The sequence below is a fragment of the Clostridium tyrobutyricum DSM 2637 = ATCC 25755 = JCM 11008 genome (assembly GCF_000359585.1).
Taxonomy (GTDB): Bacteria; Bacillota; Clostridia; order Clostridiales; family Clostridiaceae; genus Clostridium_B; species Clostridium_B tyrobutyricum.
Genome location: NZ_APMH01000009.1, coordinates 57,215 through 81,255, shown reverse-complemented (window position 1 = coordinate 81,255; position 24,041 = coordinate 57,215). Strand labels below are relative to the sequence as shown.

Genomic DNA, 24,041 nt, shown 5'->3' with positions numbered 1-24,041 from the left:
CCCCTGTCCTTGTTTTTACATTTTTTAGTAAATTTCAGGGGACAGTTAACAACTTTATCAAAGTTGTTAACTGTCCCCTATTTTTCATCTGTTTTTTCAAACATTAACCTTGACGTAAATGTTATAGAGTAGTAAAATTTATACTTGTTCCAATCAAATGAATAAAGTATAAAAGATTAAATATAAAAAGAGGTAACCTTTACTATGGAAGAAAATTTCTACAAAATTGAAGATGTATCTACAAAAACAGGTTTTACAAAGAGATGCCTCAGATATTATGAAGATGTAGGACTTGTTATACCAAAAAGAACATCCGGCAGCTACAGATTATACAGTGACAGGGATATAGAAAATCTTGAAAAAATAAAAGATCTCAAGGAAAGCCTTGGATTTTCCCTTAAACAGGTAAAAGAATTTCTGTTTTTAAGAACTTCAATAATAGACATGTTTGCGGCCAACAATACTTCAGATGCAGAAATGTATATAGACAGGCTAAAAGTCCAGATAAACTTTATAAATGAAAAGGAAAAATCTTTAGAAAGGGTGAAAAAACGGTGCTGTGAAGTTCTCGAAGAATTAGAAGACTTTAAAAGAAATAAATCAATAGACGGAGATGACATTAATGAAAGAAAATAACTATAAATGGACTGCCCTTTCCTGTACTACCATAGGGGCTCTTTTTTCTGTTCTAAGTGGAAGTACCCTCATGATTGCACTTCCTGTAATAATGAAAGATCTAAATGCAGGAGTGGGAGTAATAATGTGGACAATCATGGGATATATGCTGGTCCTTACTATTCTGGTACCCTCCATAGGGAGAATAGCCGACATGTTTGGAAGAAAAAAGCTGTATGTTTCAGGTTTCGCCCTGTTTACCGTCTCGTCCCTGCTCTGTGCAATGTCACAAACTGGAGTTGAACTGCTAATATTCAGAACAATTCAATCCGTAGGTGCATCACTGATGATAGCAAACAGTACTGCAATAATTACAGATGCATTTCCAAAACATGAACTTGGAAAAGCACTTGGAATAAATGCCATGATTGTAAGTGTTGCTGCAGTCATAGGTCCTATCCTCGGCGGTTTTCTCATAAATTTCGGATGGAGAACCATATTCTATATTAATATTCCAATAGGAGTATTTGGAACTATATGGGCAGGTGTATCCCTCGTTGAATTACATAAGTCTGCAAGAAATGAAACATTTGACTTCAAAGGCACTTTCAGTTTTACAATTGGAATGCTGGCACTACTTGTAGCTCTTACCATAGGAGGATTCACACAGTGGTCTTCAAGACCGGTTGTAATATTGTTCATAATAGCAGCTGTTCTCCTGGGTCTGTTTGTATATACTGAAACCCATTCAAAATATCCTATGCTGGACATGACTCTTTTAAAAACAAGGATTCTCTCTTTTGCATATTTGAGTACACTTTTAAACGGTATAGCAAGAGGAGCCGTAACTTTCCTTCTAATATTCTATTTTGAAGGTGCAAGGGGATTTGATCCGGTTACGGCAGGTATACTCCTCTGTCCTTTTGCAGTTGCAATGATGGCGGTGTCACCTATAAGTGGATCCCTCTGTGACAAGTACGGTTCAAGAGTTCTAAGTTCTGTAGGGCTTTTGATATCTGCCGCAGGGCTTCTCGGGCTTATGGAGATACGTACTAATTCCTCCACTTTTTCACTTATAATATGTATGATTCTTACAGGAATCGGTTCTGGAATGTTCTTCTCTCCAAATACCAGTTCCATAATGGCAAATGTACCTGAGGACAAACGAGGCATTGCAGCAGGGGTAAGGACCATGTTCATGAACGCCGGAATGGTGCTTAGTATTGCAATATCAATGGCTGTAATATCCTCAAGCATATCACCTGCGGCTATGCAGGCATTGTTTGTACATTCACATGTCTCAGCAGGTTCCATTGCTTCAAACCAGTTTATAAGCGGACTTAGGGTAGCTTTTACTATTTCCTTCATATTCAGTTTGTTTGCAGCTTTCATATCATATTTGAGGGGACCTGCACCAAAGTGGAACTCACAATCAGCTAAAAATTAAAACATAGGGCATAAAAAACAAGCAGACGCCAATTTCCTATTTTGGAATCGGCCTCTGCTTGCCTGATTTTTTGTTTACTTTTCCTTTATTTCCTCTATTACAAACTTGTCAAAGTCGAACTCATCTATAAAATTGTCCTTTGTAAAAATGGTTTTTCTCCTTGTATTGTATTCATCCACATTTGAAGGCAGCCAGTAAGGCCTTTCCATGTCAAAATCACGGCATATTTCATAAATGCATTTCTTCAGGCTGTCCTGGTAATCTTCCTGATCATTAAGTTCCACAACTTTATCCTTTATTATCTTGTTCTTGTCTACAATTCTTCCCCATATTTTCAAATTACATTTCTCCTTTAGTCCTCATCATAATTTTCCAAAAAGGAGTGTTTTTCACCGTTTTTTCTCCATCCAAGTATGGCATCCATGTTTACATTTCTGGCAGCATTGAAAATGGACTTATCTACATCTTTAAAGGACTTCTTCAGTTCCTTTATCATGTCCTTTATTTCATATCGCTTATTGCCTATTTTTTCTGCGGCCACCATACAGGCACAATTGAGAGGCCATATTCCACTGTTCTGTATAAAAGTCTGTATATTTTCCTCATGCACGAAGTAAAGGGGTCTTATAAGTTCAAGGCCCTTGAAGTTGCTTGATTTAAGCTTCGGCATCATGGTTTTGAAATTTCCGGAATAGAGTATGTTTAAAAGTGTTGTCTCTATGACATCATCAAAGTGATGCCCAAGTGCTAGTTTGTTGCAATCGAGTTCCTGAGCCTTTTTATAGAGCACTCCCCTTCTCATCTTGGCGCACATATAGCATGGATAATCACTTGCAATTTTATTCACGACTTCAAAAATTCCAGAGTCAAAAATATGTATCGGAATGTTCAGGTATTTGCAGTTGTCTATTAAAAGCTCCTTTATACTCTGGTGATATCCCGGATCCATTGCTATAAACTCCAGTTCAAATCTCACCTTCCAGTGGCGCTGGAGTTCCTGAAACAATTTTGCCATAAGCATGCTGTCCTTTCCACCGGACACGGCCACGGCAATTCTATCGCCTTCTTCTATCATTTCAAAATCACTTACGGCCTTTACAAACTTTGACCATATGCGCTTTCTATATCTCTTTGTAATGCTGTGCTCTATATCAGGCAGCGGTTTTCTTTCATTAAATGGAACAAGTATATCACAGCCTTTTCCTGCAATATCGCCCATAATAACACCCCCTAGTTTAAAGTTGGTGGATTTTCGGCCTCAGCCGAAAATCTTCATTATTTATTCTCTGTTCTTTGAACTTTGATATTTAGTATTATATCACATTTCAATTGGTATATCTGAAAATTCTATATTTACCTTATCCTTATTTGATCCACAGTTGTGGATATCTTCGGAACCTTCACAGACTTTTTCATCAAGTTTTAAAACAGGAAGTTCTATAGTAAATTTGGTTCCAAATCCATATTGGCTTTCCACATATATTTTTCCCCTGTGGAGTTCTACAAAGGATTTTACAAGATATAGCCCTATTCCACTTCCTTCACAGCATCCTCTATACTTGGAGTCAACCTGATTGAACCTTCTAAATACCATATTCAACTTATCCTCGGGAATTCCTATTCCATTGTCCTCTATAGTTATAAAAACAAAGTTACTTTTATCTTCAATATTTACAAATATACTTCCATTTTGTTTTGTAAACTTTATAGAATTTGAAAGTATGTTCAATATAATCCTTTCTATTTTATCACAATCTATTGCCATTATTTTCTCTTCCACATCAGTGTCAAAAGTTATACTTATGCCCTTGCTTTCTATATAAGGTACAACTGAAGTTACTGTGTCCTCAACTACGCTGACTATATTTCTGTTATGGTTGTTCAATTTCAAATATCCCGTTTGGAGCTTTGTAACATCAAGCAGATTATTTATAAGTTTCGTAAGCCTGTAGCAATTCTGTTTCATAACCTTAATGTATTTTTTATTCTTATGTAAAAGCTCCTTATCACCTAAATGATCAGGCATCTTCAAAACCTGAAGAGCAGAAAAAATAACGTTTAATGGCGTCTTTAAATCATGTATTACATTTGATATAAATTCTACATTTCTATCTTCAGCTTTTTTATAGTTATCTGCATTCTTCTTATATTTATTCAGCATATCCTGCATGGCAACTTTGTGTTTGCTCTCATTTTCAATTATATTTTGAAGCTGTTCAAGCTTTTTCTCGTTAATGAGGCTTATCTCAGTTTGGTTTCTAACATAAGACCCTATTATATATGAAATTAAAAAATATATAATAATCAGGGTAACATCGTTTGCAATATACAATTCCAGATTATAATGTATTTTATAAATATCCACTATCAATATTATAATTGAAGCTATTATGCCAATTGATATCCCAAAATTCATTCCAAACTGTATAAAAGATGTTATTATTATAACAAGAAAAAGTACTTTATAGACATTGAATTCATGGCTGGATGTGATTATCAGGAAAGCAGTAATGTACATAAAAATAATATTATCTACCATCTGAAACATTTTTGCATTATTGTTCTTGTTGTATTTTGAAAACCCTGCAGGCAAAATTCTCCACAGCCCGTAAAGTATCAATGGACCGCAGAATATACTACCAAATTTCTGTATAAATGTGTTTCCCCTTATTGCATAACTTTCAAAATATCCAACTACTGAAAAAAACAATAGAATAACCTTTACAATAAAAATAGTACTGTGAATATCCTTTCTCCCCTTAGATACTGCCATTACATTATTCATTTATATACCCCCCATGTTACGTATTATTATCTTCTAAAATATGATAATTTATATAAATAATAGTTATATTTTTATAAATTGCATGACTATTTTATAACAAGTAATATTAATTTGTATTAATATTAATATTTGAGAATGAAAAACCATACAATCAATTGGAAAACATTTCAATGACCCTTTATAATTATATCACCCATGATATTAAAAATAAATAATCCGCTAACTATATATCAAAAGTTTTTTAACTAGTTATATATATTAGATTATATAAATAATTAAAAAAATATAAAAATTCTATATTAATATAATGAAATTATTAAGTATTCAATTTTTGTATACATTATTTGCAATTTATATCGACATTTGTCGATGTTTATTTTTTAACAATAATAATTAGCCCAAATATGCACATACTAAAGCAAAGAGGTGATTTCAATGCATAAAGGCAAAAAATGGAACAGGTGGAATACTACTTTAACAATTTTTACTATTATAATATTGATTATAATACTATTGGTAGGATTTATGAGCTTTCTCCCAAAAGTAAGAGCCAGTGAAAACAATAACTATTATATAAAAAATCGCAACAGGCCGGTTTCTCTATATGTAATAGATCAACAAAAAATGACAAAATCAGAAAATACAATGATAGCTTCCCTTCAGGGGATTATTGCCTCCAAATCCAAGACACAAATATATACCCTGGACAAAAGCCACCCTGACTACATGACATGGCTCAGAGATCTAAAATCCAATTATAGTATTAAATATGAGATTGTGGATAACCCATGGGTCCTTGTTGACAAATTCAAAAAGTATGCGAAAGGGTATGTCCTATATGATGGTTCAAATCCAAAGGATGTATCAATAAACAATGCCTGTTCAATAGCATCCTTGAAATGTGCATTAGTTGTGGATAAGTCTGTGGAAAACAAGGTAAAAGAACACGGAATAACTAAACTCCTCGGTGACTGCAGGAACACAGACAAGTACTGGGCATACAATAATCTCTGGAATTCCGGTCTCAATCATTCTACTGTAATAGAACTGAATTCTTCAAGATCCAGTGCCCTGAGAGACTATGCGATTATGACAAAATCCCTTATATTCTACGAAGATGACAAAAATGATTCAAGTCTCAGAAAAAAGGTATTCGGATCCATGAAAAAAAATGGAGTATGTCTTGGCTGGGGACCTGATGAATATGGAAATATAAGTACAGCTTCAAAGTATGGAATAAATGTAGTACCTGCAGACTGGTCGTACAATTTAAGTGCACTGAGTGCTTTCCCATCCTATCCAATACTCCAGAAATCAAGTGAAGATGTACTGAAGGGCATAAGTAAAAAGTTCAACAATATATTAAAAAAGGATGCCTTCTCTCCTGCCCACTATGTTACTTTTATAATGTCTGACGGTGACAATCAGCAGTGGTACCTTGGAAGCAATTTTTCCTCTCCAAAATGGTATGGATCAAATTCAAGAGGCAATTTCAACATGGGATGGACCATGAGTCCCTCTCTATACTATCTTGCTCCTACTGTATTCAGGCAGTATTACAGAAATGCAAGCAGTGGAAACCATATAGATGATTTTTTAGTGTCCCCTTCTGGAATGGGATATATATATCCAAGTAAATTTGATAAATCCACCCTGAAGATGCAGGTGAGGAAATTAAATGAATATATGCAGTCAGTTGGACAGAATTATGCTGCAATAATAGATGATAAATCCTTTTACAATACAGAGCTTTGGGATAAATACACAAAACAGCGTAATATAAAAGGTCTGTTCTATCTTGACTATTCAAGGCAGGACAACTACATGGGAAAAATAATCTGGAGCAATGGAAAACCCATAGTTTCATGTAGAAATCTACTCTGGTCCGGAATTGAAGATGAAAATTCTCTTGTAGACACTATAAATGGATATGTACGGAAAGGCTATACAGACACAAGCAGGGAAACAGCCTATACAACAGTCTATGTACACGCATGGAGCAAGAATCTTGGAAATGTACAAAAGGTAATAGACGAACTCGGGAAAAATTCCAAAGTAAAGGTAGTAACGCCCGATGACTTTATGAAACTTGTAAAGAAAAATATAGTTACATAAACCCGTTCTATGTGCTATATTATTATTAATCGAATAATATTATCTGTATTTAAGGAGGGGTTAAAGTGAATATCTATGATTTGACAATAAAAAATGCGTATATTGCAGATCCGGAGAAAAAGACCATAACTTGGGGAAATATGGGAATATGCCGCAATAAAATATGTATAGTTACGAAAAAGGATATATCAGGCAAGCATGAAATCGATGCAAACAAGAAGATATTAAGCCCGGGATTTATAGATATTCACGCCCACATAGACGGAGATCCCGGCTGCGGCAGGCTATCCCTGATTCAGGGAGTCACTACAACTATAGGGGGAAACTGCGGCGGCGGGATGCTTGATATAGGTGATTTTCTGCAATCTCAGGACAGAAATGGATTCTTCATAAATCAGGCACAATTTATAGGGCATTCATTTGTCCTGAGGGATGCAGTTGGACGAACTGATCCCTATACTCCTGCAAACTCCCATGAAATTTCCCAAATGGAAAAACTTCTTGAAAAGTGTTTTGATGAAGGTGCAATAGGGCTGTCCTTTGGGCTGGAATACGCACCCGGTTCTTCCTTTGAAGAAGTCATAGCACTTAGCAAAATAGCTGCCAGACGGGGAAGGCTTGTATCCATCCATACAAGGCTCAGCGGCCCGGAGGAACTTGACTCCCTTAAAGAGGCAATAGACATCTCAAGAATAACAGGTGCACAGGTGCAGATATCCCACCTTGTCTACCAATATGGTACGGGAATAATGAAATCCGCCCTTGAAATGATAGATGATGCAAGACGGAATGGAATAAATGTATGGGCCGACAGTGGAATGTACACAAATTTTGCAACGGGAATGAATACAAGTGTCTACGATACAGAGCACATAAGGAAATTCGGGTGGAAATACAGCAATATGCTTGTAGCCTCCGGAAAACACAAAGGTGAATATCTTACGGAGTCACTGTACAGGAAGATGAGAAAAAGCAGTGAAGATGTAGTGATAATATGCTTTACAGGAGTTGAACATGAAATATACGATGCACTTTTGAATAAATATGTGATTCCTTCTTCTGATACAGGTCCAAGTCCTTCCGGTAATATATCCGAGGGACATCCTCAGAACTCAGGGACTTTTCCCCGATTTTTCAGGAAGATGGTATTTGAAAAACATTATTTGTCATTGATGGATGCCATAGAAAAAGCTACTTTGATACCTGCAGAAATACTTGGTTTTAAAAGCAAGGGAAGAGTATCCGAAGGTGCAGATGCAGACCTTGTAATATTTGATCCTGAGACTATAAGCGACAGGGCAAATTTCCACCATCCAGATGCAGATCCTATAGGAATTGACCATGTGATTGTAAATGGAAGCATTGCAGTATCAAATGGAAAGATAATAAAAGGAGTTCTTTCAGGAAAGACAATAAGGAGGGATTGAATCCCTCCTTGTCTATTTGCTATTCAGCCACTGGCTCCAGCTTGTTTTGAAATTGTCATTGTTCTCTTTTGTATACTGGTAGAACTGCCTTAGAAAATCAGATCTTTTCTGTGACTCGCTTTCCTTGCCTCCTACAGGCTTTAGAAGTTTTACCCCTCCAAGCAGTTCCTGCCTCTCCATAATATCTTCAAGGCTTACCTTTTTGGAATTTTTCATCATGTCATACATTGCCATAAATGTAGTAGTCCTTCCCATTCCAGCCTTGCAGTGGAAGTGAAGCCATGTATCTTCCGGAAGTTTTCTGACCTTTTTTACGAAATAATCAACCATGTCATCTTCAGGCCTTTCAGTATCCGTTACTGTGACTCTTATGTAGTCCATTCCTGTATCTTTTACAAGCTGTTTTTCACTCTGTACCTTTACGGGAATTACAGTCTTGTTTTTTATCTTAAGGGGCTCATTTAATTTAATGGACTTTAAAAGCTTCTTTTCCTCTTTTATAACCTGCTCCCTGGTAAGCCCCTTGTTTGCCTTGTTGCTGTCCGGGAGTTTCCAGCTTACTGCAAGATGATTTATGAATCCATGGGATTCCTGCCTGAGGTCCACTACGGATATCTTTTTGTCCTTGCCTATTGCATCTTTTACAAGATTTATGTTTCCAGGAGTAAACTGCTGGCTTCCTGAAGCATTAAGCTCTGCAAGACCCGTTAGATTAGGCATCTTTCCTTCAGTTTTTATCTTGTCTGAAGTTTTCCTGAATCTTTTGGGCATCTCAGCCTTCTTGTGGGAATCTACAGTTAGCTCCAGTTTATTGTCGGCTGTATTTTTCTGAAGTGCCAATACATTTACATTTGACGCTCCCAATAGAAAAATAAAAAATAATAGAAATATTCCTATCCTAACTCTATTCTTCTTCAAGTTGATCACCTTCTAAATTTAAGAATTTTTAACGTGCTATTCCTATTTTGTTTAATAATCAACTTAATTATTCACTTTATCAGTATAATATTTTTCCATTTTCCTTTTTTAAATCTTATAAAATATAAAATCCCACGTACAATCCAATCTATATACATTCCAACCCATACACCTATGAGCCCGAATCCAAGACTTACTCCAAGTACATATCCTGAAAATATCCTGAAAAGCCACATTCCTATAATTGTAGTAACAAGAGTGTATTTGGCATCCCCCGCACCCCGAAGCCCTGCTGGAAGCACAAAAGATATTGACCAGAAAGGAATGCATATTGCATTTGTCCTCAGCAGGTTTGCAGTTAATTTTATAATGTCCGGATCTTTGGTGTAGAGGGATGTCCACAATCCCGCTGTAGGGATTGAAATTGCACAGATCACAACAAGGCATATGGTAGACATCCTCCATAAATATGAAAGGCATCTTTGTGCCTCATTGCTGTCCCTTCTTCCCATATACTGGCCTACCAATGCTGTAGCTACAATGCTTATGGAAGTCCCCGGTATATTAAGCATGGTTGCTATGGAATTCCCTATGGTATTTGATGCTATGGACACAGTTCCCATTCCAACAATAAACACCTGGGTTATGAGTTTTCCACCGTTGAATATGAGTGATTCCAGGCTGGCAGGGATTCCTACTGCAAATATGGGGTGCAGTATGTCCCTGTCAGGCTTGAATTCAAATAGATTTTTGAGTTTCAAAAGCCTTGTACCCCTGAGGAGCACTCCAAGTGCTATGAACCCCCCTGCAGTCCTTGCAATGGCAATGGCAAAAGCAGCACCTTCCACTCCCATACCGGAAGTATGTATGTGAAAACTTAATACATTTATATTTATTCCATATATAAATGTATATCCAAGAATTATATTTAAGACGTTCATGAGCATTGTTATCTTCATTGGCGTCTTTGAATCTCCACTGCCCCTTAATACTCCGTTTGCTATAAGGTCAAGTGCTATAAAGGGATAGCTTATTATAGTTATTCTAAAATACATATTGGCATATTTTATTACCTTGGCCTCGGCCTGTCCGTAAAGTACCTGTACAAGTTGTTCCCTGAATATAAATATCAGCACAGTTATAACAAGTCCTATAAATACACCAGAGTACAGGGACTGTTTCATGGCATTGTTAGCCATCTTTATGTCTTTTCTTCCTATATACTGTGCTACAACTACAGTACCACCTACTGCAAGGGCTGAAAAAAAAGCTATCAATATATAATTAAAGGAATCTATCATGCCAATGGCTGAAACTGCTTCCTTGCTTATATGGCCTGCCATCATGGTGTTTACCATTCCAAGGGTTGCCACAAACAGCTGTTCTGCAAGTATTGGCATTGCCAGCTTGTATACATCCTTTCTAACTAACTTCATATAATATCTTCCATCCTTTTTATTTTTATTCAAATCGCTCAGACTATAATATCACTTGTTTCTAAAGCTGTTAATCCTGAATTTACTCATATTACAGTTGTTTTTTGAAGGTTTTCCATGCTTTGTTCTTCCATAGTTTCAATACTTTATTAATGCTGGTAATTACGCAATTTATGCACAGATAAGCTTATTGTTCATAAAATATAATTAAGCTCATATTAATATTTAAACGGAGGTTAGCATCTATGTGCGGAATTGCAGGATGGGTTAATTTAAAAGAAGATATTTCTAAATATAAAGATGTACTGGTTAAAATGACAAATACATTGAAGGACAGGGGCCCTGACGATGAGGGTTACTATCTTTCCCAAAATGCCCTTTTAGGCCACAGAAGACTTGTAGTTGTAGATCCTTCTGGCGGTGCACAGCCTATGTCAAAAAGTATAAACGGCAGCAAATATATTATTGTATACAACGGTGAACTCTATAATACTGAAGATGTAAGGAAATCCCTGTTAAAGGAAGGGTACTCCTTTGAATCCTATTCAGATACTGAAGTACTCCTGACAAGTTATATACAGTGGGGCACTGATTGTGTAAAACATATAAATGGAATATATGCATTTGCAGTATGGGACGAATCCAGGGATGAACTTTTCATGGTAAGAGATCCTCTTGGTGTAAAGCCACTTTTCTATACTGTAAAAAACAATTCTCTCATATTCGGTTCGGAAATCAAGACACTGCTTGCTCATCCTTATGTTGAACCTGTAATAGACAGGCAGGGATTGACAGAAGTATTTGCCCTTGGACCTGCAAGAGCACTTGGAAGCGGAGTATTTAAAGGCATAAAGGAAGTTCCACCTGCAAATTTTCTCATATTCAACAAAGATGGATTGAAATTGAAAGAATACTGGAAACCTGAGTGCAAGCTTCACACTGAAGATACTGAAACTACAGCTCAGCATGTAAGATTCCTTCTCGTGGATGCCATAAAGAGACAGCTTGTAGCAGATGTTCCAGTATGCACACTTCTCTCTGGGGGGCTGGACTCAAGTACCATATCTGCTGTAGCAGCATCGGAATTTAAAAAACAGGGTAAAACACTGAACACCTATTCCATTGACTACAAGGGAAATGATAAATTCTTCAAGGCAAATTCCTTTGAACCTACTCCAGACAGAATATGGGCGGCAAAGATGTCCGACTATATAGGAAGCAATCACCACAGCATAATAAATGACAACAGTGAACTTGCAGATGCACTATACGATGCTGTAAAGGCAGGAGACCTTCCTGGAATGGCTGATATAGATTCTTCCTTCTATCTTTTCTTCAAGGAAATAAGGAAGAAAAACACAGTAGTTCTCTCTGGTGAATGTGCAGATGAAATTTTTGGAGGATATCCATGGTACAGAAGGCCTGAAGATATAAACGCCAACACCTTCCCATGGTCGAAATCCATAAATTCAAGGAAGGAAATACTTTCCGACGAACTCAAAGCACTTGACCTTGAGGGATATTTGAATCAGCAGTATGAAGATACATTAAAACAGGTTCCACACCTTGATGGAGAGTCAAGGGAAGAGGCAAGGATGAGAGAGCTTTTCTATCTGAACATCAAGTGGTTCATGGTTACACTTCTGACAAGGAAAGACCGTATGAGTATGGCAAACAGCCTTGAAGCCAGAGTTCCTTTTGCAGATTACAGGCTTGTTGAGTATGCTTTCAATATACCTTCCAATATCAAATTCTATAAAGGAAGAGAAAAAGGGCTATTGAGAAAGGCAGTGGAAGGAATACTCCCTCAGGATGTTGTGGAAAGAAAAAAGAGCCCTTATCCAAAGACCCACAACCCCGAATACACCAGGGCAGTCCAAAAGAAAATGAAGGCCATAATGGATGATAAAACTTCACCTATTCTCGACCTGATAGATAAAAAGGCTGTAAATACACTTATAAAAACCGGAGGTTCTTCTTTCAAGGCTCCATGGTTTGGACAGCTTATGAGGGGCCCACAGCTCCTTGCCTATTTAATTCAGGTAAATACATGGCTTAAAGAGTACAATATCAAAATAGAATTTTAAATGAAATCATGGGGGTCAGACCCCCGTTTATGTGGGGTCTGACCTCCATGAAAAGATTGGAAATTGGGGAGATGCTTTTTAGTATCTCTCTTTTATATTATTCCCTATATCTCATTACAATAACAATCAAGAATATTCCTATAATCAACATGGCCGCTCCTGAACCATACCTGCCTTCAATCAGGTCATACACTGAAGCAATTATGTTGAGTACTCCAATCAGGAAAAAAATAGTCTTCATTATTATCAATCCCCCCTACTTATTATTATACAAAATTACAAAGGCCCCGATTACCTAAAAGGTAATCAAGGCCTGTTAAAATATTTTTGAATCTAGTTTCTATAGATATGCCAGAGTGAATTGTTCCCTCTTCTTGCGAATACATCCGTCCTGTTTGGTCCCCAGGAAACTGCTGCTGGTGCAGTTGTTATATTTCCAGCTATATTGAACCAGTTACTCCATCTGGATCCATTCCATGACATTGTAATCAATTGATTGTTTGAACCTCTCGCAAATACTTCAAGCCTGTTGGACCTTCTTGAAGATACTGCAGGTCCTGAAGTCAACCTTCCTCCAAGATCCTGCCAGCTGCTCCACCTTGAGCCGTTCCACCATAAATGGCTCAACCTATTACGCTGTCCACGTGCAAATACATCGATTCTGTTCGGTCCCCATGAAACTGCCGCAGGTGCCGAGGTCAAATTTCCACCAAGGCTTTGCCAGTCACTCCACCTTGACCCGTTCCACCATTTGTGCCAGAGGGCATTGTCCGTTCCCCTCGCAAAAGTGTCCAACCTATTTGGTGCCCAGGATGAAACTGCCGGTGCTGAGGTTATAGTCCCTCCAAGACTCTCCCAGTTGCTCCACCTGGATCCGTTCCACCATATGTGCCACATTGCATTGTCCGTACCTCTTGCAAATACATCAATTCTGTTCGGCCCCCATGAAACTGCCGCAGGTGCGGTTGTTATAGTCCCTCCAAGGCTTTCCCAGTTGCTCCACCTTGACCCATTCCACCATTTGTGCCAAAGGGCATTGTCCGTTCCCCTTGCAAATGTGTCCAGCCTGTTTGGCGCCCAGGATGAAACTGCCGGTGCGGAAGTTATAGTCCCGCCGAGATCTTCCCACCTGCTCCATCCCAAGGCTGGAAGCTGTGGAATTATCATCTGTCTTGGAGCAAATGCTCCATAATATCTCATCTGACTATACATATCCGGCCAGGCAGGCTGGTCTGGATAATATGAAAAATCGAAAAATGCATCATTATACATTAAGGAACCTCCTTGTATTCTTGTTCCTGATTAAATAATTACCAGTTATATATTATGAATACAAGCTTGAAAGTGTTACTTTTCTTTTTCTTTTAAGGGACTGGCCCCCATACAAAAAATGGAATCTCATAATTCCCTATTTCTCTAAAGTAAGATATTGTATTTTAATAGCAATTTTTGTTTCAATACTGTGTGGATTCGATGACAGTATAGGATACTACTTGAGCCTGTCGAGAACTATAACTTTTTTCCCCTACTTTTTAATGGGTTATTTTTGTGAAAAATCCCATATAGATGTTATTAAAAAATATATAAGAAAAAAATACGCAATTTAGGGGTTGTCAATTATTTTTATGATATTATACTTGTTGAATGCCAAAATTGACTATAGATGGTTTTACGGAAGTTATTCATATTCAAAACTGAGCAGTAATACAATTTGTCCTCAATACATGATAAGACTGTTCACATATATTCTGGCAATAGGTATGTCCATCTTTGTACTGGCTTTAATTCCAGGTAAAAAATTGTTTTTCACAAAATTAGGTTCAAGGACCATGGCTGTATATGTGTTTCACGGCTTTATTATAAAATTATTGATCAAATACAACTTTTTTGATCACATAAATTCTCTCTTAAGTAAAATATTGATAGTAATGCTTTCGCTGCTCATTGTAATGTTGCTCTCTTCCAAAATTATCAATAATATTGCTAAAATAATAGGTAATCCAAAATTGATAAAACATATAAATGCATAGTTTTTTACTTGAATTTCGTTGATGATTATAATACTACAAAGTATTACAATACAAGACATACATAATTTTTAAAGGAATTGTAAAACTATTTTAAATAAGATAACATGAGGAGATTAAAATTATGGATAAATTTATGATTGATTCACAACAGCAAATTGATTTGAAAACTTTTGATCCAAATGATACTAACGGATTATCAAAAGATTCCATTAAAGAAGAATACTCTAATTTACAAAAGGAATTCGCACACCTTCAGGATATTTTCTATGCTTCCAAAAAATTTGCACTGCTCATAGTACTGCAGGGAATAGACTGCAGTGGCAAGGACGGGACTACCAGGAAACTACTTAATGACATAAATCCCAACGGTTTCAGAGTAGAAAGCTTCAAAGAACCAACTCAGGAAGAATTAGGACACGATTATCTTTGGAGAATACACAAATCAGTTCCACAAAAGGGCTTTATAACTGTTTTTAACAGATCCTATTATGAAGATGTACTAGTTACACGTGTGCATGGACTTATAGATGACAATACAGCCTTTAATAGATTCAATGAAATAAATATGTTTGAAAAATTTCTTGTAAATAATAATACTATAATAATAAAATTCTTTCTGCACATATCAAAAGACTTTCAGAAGAAAAAATTAGAAGATAGGCTAGAGATTCCAGAAAAGCACTGGAAATTTTCAGCATCAGATCTTACTGAAAGAAAATCTTGGGATAAGTATCAGCAATATTACGAAGACCTGCTATGTAATTGCAGCACTGATGAAGCCCCATGGAATATTGTTCCCTCCAATAAAAGATGGTTTAGAGACTATGTTGTGTTAAAAACTACGGTGGATGTACTTAATAATCTAAATTTAAAATATCCGGACATAGATGAAAATATAAAAGAACTTATAAATAAAGTTAAAGAAAGTAATTAGGTTAATCCATACATTTTTTATTTTTGTCCTTTGCCCTTGATAATACTCCAATTGCAGCTATAATGCATACTGTCCCGATACATTGATATATACCAAGAGTTACATGCAGCCACAGTACGGATATAACTGCTGCTGACAGGGGTTCCACAGAAGACAGTATACTTGCCTCTGTTGCCTTTATATATTTTAAACTTTCCAGATAGCAGCAGAAAGCAATGAGGGTTCCAAACAGTATTACAAACATAACTGCAAATATTGGCCCGGCGGACCACTGGCCTGTGCACTGCCATGGCTTATGTATAAAACTGAAAGATACCCCACCTATAAGCATCCCCCATCCCACTACAATCATGGAGCCGTATTCTGAAAGAAGACGGCGGGGCTGAAGTGTATTGAAGGCCGCTGCAAATGCAGAACTTATTCCCCAAAACAGTGCCGGAGTAGAGATTGATATGTTATGAACATCTCCCCTGGTAATGATGAAAAACGTGCCAAGCATTGCCAGAAGAACTCCTATAAGCTCCTGAGATTTTGGAGCTTTTTTTGTACTTGCAGACATACAGCATGTAATTATTACCGGAGATAAATATTGCAGTATTGTAGCCGTTGCAGCATTTCCATATTTGATGGCGGCAAAATAGGAATATTGAACTCCAAGCATTCCTATAATTCCAAAGAGTATGATTCCCATAACATTACGCTTGGTACTCCATACTCTCCATATATTCTGCCTGGATTTTAAAGAAGCGTATAACAATAAAATAACTCCGGATACCAGCATGCGGATTACCGCAAGCCAATCCGGACTAAAATCCTTCTTCTGAAACAGGTACTGGGCTGCGGTACCTGATATTCCCCACAACCCGGCCCCTATAACTACAAGCATTATTCCCTTTATCCTCGGCTGAATTACTCTAGGTTGAACTTTTAGCATGTTTTATTACCTCACTAGTCACCGGTGACTGACCCCGTTACATAAAATGGTAAGGAGTCAGTCCCTTATTATGCAAATAAATATTACTACTACAACAAAAACTACAAGCCCTATATATATTGCCATTCCTGCAGGCCTTCCGGCATTTATGGTCCATCCTATCCCGAACCTTTTCTCTATGAAAAGTGACGGGTCATCAGGATTATAGTATATTGTGTTTCCAAATCTCCAGTTGGAATCATCATCCTTGTCTGTTTGTAAAGTACTATCTGCTATTTTTTCCCCGGGAAGTTTTATATTGGCCCCTCCCTGGCCTAATTTCAATGATATAACTATTATACTTGAAAATACTATAACTATAAAAGCAATTATTATAAATCCAAAAATTTTAGGATTTATGTTGAATATGCTAAATATCATAAAATTAGCCATAGTAAATATAATATTCATAAATATGCAAAAAACTGTCATGTATATGGACCATACTCTTCTAAATACTCTGTTTTTTCGTGCAGAAGATTTTGGATTTGGAGGACTTAGCTGCTGTTTCGACCAGCCTATGGACTTGTAGCATATAAAAAATACAGCTGTAATAAAAATCTGAGTTATTGGCATCTCCCATATCAGAAAAAGTGATTTATTCTGATAACCTGTTATATTCCCCGAAAAGTCCCAATGAGTGGGAACCCTGGATGGAAGTCCACTATAATTTGAATATCCTAAAGCTATATTTATAACAACTATAATTACTGGAATTATAAAAAACCAGGGGGATACAAGTGTATTTATTCTCTCTCTTGAAAAATCAGTATCTACGACTACTGACTGCTTCTTGCCGTTGAACCAGTTTTGCTGGTTCTTCAAAGCTTTCATCTGTCTATTGGATATCAAATACACAAAATAATTTATAAATATAAATGCAAAGACAGTAAAAAGAATCATGCCTACACTAAAGAATATATAATTTAGGAAAGTAAACAAAACTGCAGCAGGAATCTCTATCAGTAGATTATTCACTACATACCTTTTCTTTATATCCCTGATTTCCTGCATATTTATTTTACTTTCCGGCACTCTGACTCCAAATACAATTTCTTTTCTTGAAAGTTTTGGCATAAGCACGCTTACAACAGTAACTACTATAAATATGAAAAATAGATACAAAGACAGGAACAAATTTTCCTTCATAGTTAACTCTCCCCTTTCTATAAACTTTTATTGTATTTTTTAAATATGTCGCTGCATAATCTGAGAAAATCCCTCTCATCTGCTCCATTTAAATGAGCTCTCGCTATTAAATATTTTAATTCATCTTCAAGTCTTTCATTTAATTCTTTACTGTTCTTAGGAATATCCGAGTTTATTACTGCACCTTTCCTCCTGTCTATATTCAGATATCCTTCTGATTTCAGTTCGTTATATGCTTTATTTACTGTATGGAGATTTATTCCTATGTCTTCTGCCATATGTCTTACAGAAGGAAGATTATCCCCGCTTTTCAGGTCCCCTGATGCTATTCCCTCTATTAATTGCCTCTTAAGTTGTTCATATATTGGAATGTCAGATTCAAAATCAATTTCTATCAACATGGGAATCACCTCCTGTGTTATTTGTTATATATATAATATAACAAATAGCTCAAATTTGCAATAAACAAAACCAGCTGAATTCAGCTGGTTTTGTTTAAGGGGGTCGACCCTCGTACATAAAATGGGAATCCTGTTTTTAGCAATAACTCAATGCCCCCTGTGCTTTTCTTTTTTCCTAAGTCTGTGCAATTGAAATTTTATATTTTTTTCCCGATCTTTTCTTTCCCTTGAATTCTTTCTTCTCTCAAATTTGTTTTCTTCATACTGCAGTTTCATGGCTTCTTGAGCTTTAGTACCTATACCTCTGCTTTGTGTCTGTTTTTTTATCTTTCTCTGAAGCCTTTTGGGATTTATCCTTTTTTCTTCAGGCTCCTCAATTGACAGGTTACAGCTAAAGTTCAAACTATAAAAATTGTTCAATATAAAATCATACAACTCATAGTCTTTCGGCTCAGAACCAAATACAACCTTTGAAACTAAATACTTTCCTTCATTAACTTTTTCAAAAATCCCTACCCAGAACATGTCTTCAAAAAATACTGTAAATTTAATACTTACTTCCATTTCAAGCTTCCTCCTGTAAAATAAAATCAAATATCAAAGAATGGACGACCCCAGGAGGGAAGGTTACTTCTGCCTTAACTTTGGCAGGCCCGGACTACCAACCGGGACTGTGTTTTTATCTCTACAGCTTAAATACTAGCTTTTTTTATAGTGTTGGTCAAGTGACAACCGATTCATTAATGTGAAAAACAGCCTTCCATGATTTTGACATGAAAGGCTGTTTTCTCAATAAGCATCTTATATTCTAATCCAGTTTATTTTCTTTTTTTAATTCATCATAGGTTATAACACAAAAATTTGAATCACTTTCTTCATATTCTTCAGTTCCAGATACAATTGTTTCTTTCTGCCGCCCTGGACCAGCAGCTCCAGGTACCCTGAATTGATTTTTGTCAAGTTTTCCTATAGCCTTTTCTTCAGGTTTTTCAAGTTGAGGTATCCAATTATACGGAACTCTATATGACCTGTAAACCATATTCATCTTAGTAGAACTTTTCCCATCATATGGACTTATATATTCCCATACTATTTCATGATCCTTTGTAACTTCTATGATACGTCCATCAGAACCTTCTGTTATAAGGGTATTGCCATTGGGCAGACGCTGTGCATTACTTATAAAAGGACTATAGAACCTTGCAGCATCCAGTGGAATTATGAAGCCAGCTTCTTCAGGAGTATACTGCCATATTATTTTCAAAGTTACGGGATCAAATTCAATAACTCTGGAATAATCTCTTAAAGCATTTCTATTTCCACTTATGGACCCTGGGTTAGGAATTCCATAACCTCCCCATCCACCATTATCGAATACAAGTATATTTCCCTCCCCCGGAAGTCCTTTAGGTATCATATGTACATTATGCTGTCCTATTATCCATCCTAAATTGATAAGTTCTTTACTTGTATCGTAACGAGGGCCTATCTTCCAGACAATTTTTCCCGTTTTCTTGTCTATGACAGCCAAAATATTAGCTTCCCTGCTGTCTAAAATAATATTATCGGGATTAAATCTTTTATCCCCACCATCAAACCATTTGTTGGGCCCTATCAATGATATGGAATTTATGTGAAGCCAATCCCCTACACCTCCACTTGCTTTCCTTAAATTTGGATTGCGGTATAATACATTTTTGGCAGCTTCATCAAAACCAAATTCATCAAAATGGTCACTGGCATTCCAAGTCCATATTATATCTCCTTTCCAGTTAACTTCAATAATTTTGTCATCCAACAATATTTTGTCGGATATTCTATCATTTTTTATATTTTGATGACACAAAACGAGAGTATTTCCTCCCTCAATTTTTGGCTCCATACCAGGTGCATAATATCCTACTGGATTACCCTCTCTTTGATAATCATGATGCTGTCTTGCCATCCATTTTGGTTTTTGTCCTGGATCTTCTATATATTCATGTTTATTAAATTTCCAAACGATATTTCCATCCCAATCCACTTGAACAAGGTCGGCCATATCCTGAAATCCATACCTTGAATCTCTTTCCCCTGTACTTCCTATAACATATCCTCCAGGCAATATTTTATTAGGAAACCCGTGAAGGTTTTTCCAAAGCTGAACTTCCTGACCATTCATACCTATCAATAATGCTCCTATATCCTTCGCTTGGAAAATAGTATAACCATTCCAACATCTTTCAGGATTGTATATTGTGACTCCTGTTGGATAAACACTTGGATATCCCATGCTCTTCATCTCCATTCAAATTTATGATTATTTTACAGCTTTTTGGTAATATGATTTATCTGCCCAACTAGCAGTATCAAACTTATTGGTTATTAAATTGTTGTCTAACAAGAACTTTTGTGTCTTATCCAACCTTTTTATCGTATCCTGATTTATTTCTGTTTTTAATACATTGAAGTCAGGTGCTTCACCACTGTATTGCTGTTTTACAGCCTCTAAACTCAAACCAGCCTTAGTTAACAATTTATAACTGTCCTCTGGATTTGATTTAAAATAATTTCCAGCTTCAATCAGCGCTTTATCTATAGCAACAGGTACTTTAGAATTTTGTTTGGCATAATCGCTTCTTACAACTACAATACTTTGAGCACTCATCTCCGGATACTGTCTTGAACTTACAATATTCCTTGCAACCTTTTTAACAGCGGTTAACTGAAGTGCTGAATCGTCTGTCAATACAAGTGCATCCAAATTTCCTGAAATAAGTGAGGATTCTGCATCTGTAGTAACATTTACAAGCTGGACGTCTTTATCTGAAATTCCATTCTTGCTTAGTATTTCCAATAAAAACTTTTGGGCATATGTTCCCTTTGCAAATCCTATTTTTTTGCCTTTAAGATCCTTTAATGTCTTTATTTTGGAGTCATTCTTCACAACTATAGTAGAATAAATTTTATTTTGACTTATTCCAATTAAATCTGTCTTTACTCCCTTTGACTTTAAAACAACTCCAGGGAAATCTGCATATATTGCAACATCTATTTTGTTGCTGGTAAGTGCCTCATTTACTGCAGGACCTTGTCCTGAAAATGGATTGTATTCCACTGTATAACCTATCTTTTTCAATTGTCCTTCAAAAAATTTTTTTTGCTGGGCTATGGCAGCAGCCCCACCCAAAGAATACTGGCTTCCAGGATACCCTATTCTAACAACCTTATTTTCACTACCATTTGTTGAATTGTTTGAACTGGATCCCCCTCTTGAACATGCCGTAAGTGCAAACACGAATATTCCCAAAAAAACTACTGTTAACAACTTCTTTTTCATTTGTTTGTCCTCCAATTTATATAAATTTTAACCATGCTAAATTACATAATCCGACACAACACTATTTTCTACAAAAAATTCATCAAATACTTGTCTTCTAAGTAAAGAAAAATCTGGACTGTTTCTATCCCTGGGTCTGGCTATTTCAACGGGTAAAACTTTCTTTATTGTCCCAGGTCTCGAAGACATTATTACAATCTTGTCACCTAGGTATATGGATTCATCTATATCATGAGTAACCAATATCATTGTTGTTTTTTCTTTTTCCCAGATTTTTAAGATTTCCTTTTGCATTTGTATCCTTGTAAGTGCATCCAATGCACCAAATGGTTCATCTAAAAGTAAAACTTCAGGTTTATGGACCAGTGCCCTTGCAATAGCAGCTCTCTGTGCCATTCCCCCTGACAATTGATGAGGATATGCATTTTCAAATCCCTTCAATCCAACTAGTTTAATGTGATCTGATATAAGCCTTTCTTTTTCAGTATTAGAAATATCATATAATCCAAAAGATATATTCTGTTTAATGGTAAGCCAGGGCAAAAGTCTGTGATCCTGAAATACCATTCCAACTTTCGTGCCAGGTTCATTTATTTCCCTACCGTTTAAAGTTACAGAGCCAGTTTTATGCTCCACAAGTCCTGCTATAATTTTCAGTAATGTACTTTTTCCACATCCGCTGTGTCCAACAATACTTATAAATTCTCCTTTTTTAATATTTATATTGATATTTTTAAGAATTTCTATTTCTTTATAGTTCACTGTATAGCTCTTGCCTAAATCCTTTATAATAAGTTCTTCGTTATTTTCTTTCAAAGTGTACACCTCCTATAATTTAAAATCTTTCCCATCTGGATGCCAAATGTGCTATTTTTCTAAGAACAGTATCCATTAAAACTCCAACTGCACCTATTACTATAATTCCAACTATCACGACATCAGACTGCATTAAGCTTCTTGCATCGTTTATTCTATAGCCTATGCCTGAACTTGAAGCTATCATCTCAGCTGCCACTACAGACATCCATGAAGCCCCAGCCCCAAGCCGCAATCCAACAAATATAGATGGAACAGCAGATGGAAGATATACCTTTTTAAATAAATCTATCTTTTTTATCTTATATAATTTTGCTACTTCAAGATACTGTTTTGGAGTGTTTTTAATACCATTTATAGTGTTTAATAATATAGAGAAGAAAGCTCCCATTGCTATCATAATGACCTTTGAAGTTTCTCCTATTCCAAACCAAAGTATGAATAGTGGTATCCATGCCAATGGTGGTATTTGCCTTATTCCATTGAAAACTATAGTAAAAAATTTATTTGTTTTCTCGGAAATCCCCATAATTATCCCAGTACTTATGCCCAATATAACTGCAATAAAATATCCTTTAAATACTCTAATCAAACTTTGAGCCAGATCATTTATTAATTGCCCACTTTTTATCTGCAAAATAAAGGATTTTACTACATCTTCAATAGACGGAAGTAATATGGATGGAACTACCTGTAACCTACTAATTAGTTCCCATATAACTAAAATTAAAATAGGAAATAATAGATAGTTAATGAGTTGTTTTGTAAATTTAATATATCTATTCCCTTTGTGTTTTGTTACTTCCGCATCGTTTTTATCCGCATTAATCTGCATATGCATTTTCTCCTTTTTATATAAATTTATCACTTTTTTCCAATTTGGTAATAAGCAGTAAAAAAGCCAAGTTTCAATATATCCAGAAAATTCATCAAAAATATTTTCTAGCTCAATTGAAACTTGACCTCTAGTTTTTCTAGTTAGCCAACTAAAATATTAAATTTGTGCAATAAAAAACTTCCTATAGAGAAACCAAAGGAAGATATATCTTTGTGTTTCTCATCTTTCAGATTACCTCTGCTGGAATTAGCACCATTGAATATAAATAATTCAGGTTGCCGGACATCATAGGGCCAGTCCCTCCATCTCTCTCGATAAGAATTATAATATTAAATTACATATATAATATAACTTTTAAAATGCTTTGTCAATATAAATTTTCTATATTCATTACAAAATTATTTTAAAGCACATTATGAGTAATTTATTTGTTTTTAATATTATTAGCTTGTTGAATAACAATAATTGTAAACTTAAATAAGTCATCACTTTATGATATAATGTTCTCGCTAAAAAGCCAAAAAATATCAATAAAGGATGACTTGATTATGATTATATCATTAAATTATTCCACCTTTTCTTTAAGGGGGGCAGCCCTCGAGAAACATATATACTATGCTATCTATTCCATATTTATTGAACTCATTGATCCATCCGTAAGGATTTGTGCCGTTGATGCTACCGCATAAAATTTTAAGTCATAAACTATATATTTAATTATTCAACAAGCTACTAAGCAAAAAAATAAGAA

The 24,041-nt window shown here is 35.9% G+C and carries 22 protein-coding genes and 1 riboswitch; of the genes, 7 read left to right on the top strand and 15 right to left on the bottom strand.

What is annotated here, in order from left to right:
* Nucleotides 1-204 precede the first annotated feature (204 nt).
* Together J418_RS0105850 and J418_RS0105845 are read left to right on the top strand one after the other, a co-directional pair.
* The gene (locus J418_RS0105850) at nt 205-636 is read left to right on the top strand and encodes a MerR family transcriptional regulator (RefSeq protein ID WP_017895057.1); all 432 of its coding nucleotides are present in this window, start codon (nt 205-207) and stop codon (nt 634-636) included.
* Nucleotides 623-2,062, top strand: a complete 1,440-nt coding sequence (locus tag J418_RS0105845) for an MFS transporter (RefSeq protein ID WP_017895056.1) — start codon at nt 623-625, stop codon at nt 2,060-2,062. Before J418_RS0105850 ends, J418_RS0105845 begins: the two co-directional genes overlap by 14 nt.
* 74 nt (nt 2,063-2,136) lie before the next feature.
* Here J418_RS0105845 and J418_RS0105840 read toward each other — a convergent pair whose 3' ends face one another.
* The 3 genes from J418_RS0105840 to J418_RS0105830 all read right to left on the bottom strand — a co-directional run bounded on the left by J418_RS0105840 (nt 2,137) and on the right by J418_RS0105830 (nt 4,847).
* Complete coding sequence (locus J418_RS0105840; protein WP_017752038.1) at nt 2,137-2,400, bottom strand: hypothetical protein; 264 nt, start codon at nt 2,398-2,400, stop codon at nt 2,137-2,139.
* 14 nt (nt 2,401-2,414) lie between these two features.
* Nucleotides 2,415-3,281 (bottom strand): tRNA 2-thiocytidine(32) synthetase TtcA, encoded by an 867-nt coding sequence (locus J418_RS0105835; RefSeq protein ID WP_017895055.1) that lies wholly within the window; start codon nt 3,279-3,281, stop codon nt 2,415-2,417.
* Nucleotides 3,282-3,380: 99 nt separating this feature from the next.
* A complete protein-coding gene (locus J418_RS0105830; RefSeq protein ID WP_017895054.1) occupies nt 3,381-4,847 on the bottom strand; it encodes a sensor histidine kinase in 1,467 nt (488 codons plus the stop codon).
* A gap of 435 nt (nt 4,848-5,282) precedes the next feature.
* Between J418_RS0105830 and J418_RS0105825 the strand changes: the two genes are divergently transcribed.
* Together J418_RS0105825 and J418_RS0105820 are read left to right on the top strand one after the other, a co-directional pair.
* Entirely contained in the window at nt 5,283-6,962 is a 1,680-nt protein-coding gene (locus tag J418_RS0105825; RefSeq protein WP_017895053.1) for a GxGYxYP domain-containing protein, read from the top strand.
* A 65-nt stretch (nt 6,963-7,027) separates the two neighbouring features.
* On the top strand, nt 7,028-8,389 hold the full coding sequence (locus J418_RS0105820) for an N-acyl-D-amino-acid deacylase family protein (RefSeq protein WP_017895052.1): 1,362 nt from the start codon (nt 7,028-7,030) through the stop codon (nt 8,387-8,389).
* 12 nt (nt 8,390-8,401) lie between these two features.
* Here the strand turns inward: J418_RS0105820 and J418_RS0105815 are convergent, their stop codons facing one another.
* Nucleotides 8,402-9,307: a phosphatase domain-containing putative toxin gene (locus J418_RS0105815; protein WP_017895051.1), complete on the bottom strand. Its 906-nt coding sequence runs from the start codon at nt 9,305-9,307 to the stop codon at nt 8,402-8,404.
* Nucleotides 9,308-9,378: 71 nt separating this feature from the next.
* Nucleotides 9,379-10,743 carry an MATE family efflux transporter gene (locus tag J418_RS0105810; RefSeq protein ID WP_017895050.1) on the bottom strand — a complete coding sequence of 455 codons (1,365 nt, stop codon included), beginning with the start codon at nt 10,741-10,743 and terminating at the stop codon, nt 9,379-9,381.
* A gap of 245 nt (nt 10,744-10,988) precedes the next feature.
* Between J418_RS0105810 and asnB the strand changes: the two genes are divergently transcribed.
* Nucleotides 10,989-12,830 (top strand): asparagine synthase (glutamine-hydrolyzing), encoded by a 1,842-nt coding sequence (gene asnB / locus J418_RS0105805; protein ID WP_017895049.1) that lies wholly within the window; start codon nt 10,989-10,991, stop codon nt 12,828-12,830.
* A gap of 97 nt (nt 12,831-12,927) precedes the next feature.
* On the opposite strand, the gene J418_RS16575 is transcribed toward asnB, so the two are convergent.
* Together J418_RS16575 and J418_RS0105795 are read right to left on the bottom strand one after the other, a co-directional pair.
* Nucleotides 12,928-13,071 (bottom strand): hypothetical protein, encoded by a 144-nt coding sequence (locus J418_RS16575; protein WP_017752046.1) that lies wholly within the window; start codon nt 13,069-13,071, stop codon nt 12,928-12,930.
* A gap of 92 nt (nt 13,072-13,163) precedes the next feature.
* A complete protein-coding gene (locus J418_RS0105795; protein ID WP_410171511.1) occupies nt 13,164-14,030 on the bottom strand; it encodes a PLL family lectin in 867 nt (288 codons plus the stop codon).
* Between the two features lie 425 nt (nt 14,031-14,455).
* Between J418_RS0105795 and J418_RS0105790 the strand changes: the two genes are divergently transcribed.
* Together J418_RS0105790 and J418_RS0105785 are read left to right on the top strand one after the other, a co-directional pair.
* Nucleotides 14,456-14,860 (top strand): hypothetical protein, encoded by a 405-nt coding sequence (locus J418_RS0105790; RefSeq protein WP_017895048.1) that lies wholly within the window; start codon nt 14,456-14,458, stop codon nt 14,858-14,860.
* A gap of 121 nt (nt 14,861-14,981) precedes the next feature.
* Nucleotides 14,982-15,794: a PPK2 family polyphosphate kinase gene (locus J418_RS0105785; RefSeq protein ID WP_017895047.1), complete on the top strand. Its 813-nt coding sequence runs from the start codon at nt 14,982-14,984 to the stop codon at nt 15,792-15,794.
* Between the two features lies 1 nt (nt 15,795).
* Here J418_RS0105785 and J418_RS0105780 read toward each other — a convergent pair whose 3' ends face one another.
* From J418_RS0105780 to J418_RS0105745, 8 genes are all read right to left on the bottom strand, one after another.
* On the bottom strand, nt 15,796-16,728 hold the full coding sequence (locus J418_RS0105780) for a DMT family transporter (protein ID WP_017895046.1): 933 nt from the start codon (nt 16,726-16,728) through the stop codon (nt 15,796-15,798).
* A gap of 57 nt (nt 16,729-16,785) precedes the next feature.
* Nucleotides 16,786-17,916 (bottom strand): DUF1648 domain-containing protein, encoded by a 1,131-nt coding sequence (locus J418_RS0105775; RefSeq protein WP_017895045.1) that lies wholly within the window; start codon nt 17,914-17,916, stop codon nt 16,786-16,788.
* 17 nt (nt 17,917-17,933) lie between these two features.
* Nucleotides 17,934-18,317, bottom strand: coding sequence for a GntR family transcriptional regulator (locus tag J418_RS0105770; RefSeq protein WP_017752052.1), 384 nt, complete (start codon nt 18,315-18,317; stop codon nt 17,934-17,936).
* 147 nt (nt 18,318-18,464) lie between these two features.
* Nucleotides 18,465-18,881, bottom strand: a complete 417-nt coding sequence (locus tag J418_RS0105765; RefSeq protein WP_017895044.1) for a YjdF family protein — start codon at nt 18,879-18,881, stop codon at nt 18,465-18,467.
* A gap of 244 nt (nt 18,882-19,125) precedes the next feature.
* Complete coding sequence (locus J418_RS0105760; protein ID WP_017895043.1) at nt 19,126-20,589, bottom strand: aryl-sulfate sulfotransferase; 1,464 nt, start codon at nt 20,587-20,589, stop codon at nt 19,126-19,128.
* A gap of 27 nt (nt 20,590-20,616) precedes the next feature.
* Nucleotides 20,617-21,636 (bottom strand): ABC transporter substrate-binding protein, encoded by a 1,020-nt coding sequence (locus J418_RS0105755; protein ID WP_017895042.1) that lies wholly within the window; start codon nt 21,634-21,636, stop codon nt 20,617-20,619.
* A 36-nt stretch (nt 21,637-21,672) separates the two neighbouring features.
* A complete protein-coding gene (locus J418_RS0105750; protein ID WP_017895041.1) occupies nt 21,673-22,452 on the bottom strand; it encodes an ABC transporter ATP-binding protein in 780 nt (259 codons plus the stop codon).
* Between the two features lie 19 nt (nt 22,453-22,471).
* A complete protein-coding gene (locus J418_RS0105745) occupies nt 22,472-23,287 on the bottom strand; it encodes an ABC transporter permease (RefSeq protein ID WP_017752057.1) in 816 nt (271 codons plus the stop codon).
* A gap of 219 nt (nt 23,288-23,506) precedes the next feature.
* Nucleotides 23,507-23,611: riboswitch (SAM riboswitch) on the bottom strand.
* Nucleotides 23,612-24,041: the final 430 nt, after the last annotated feature.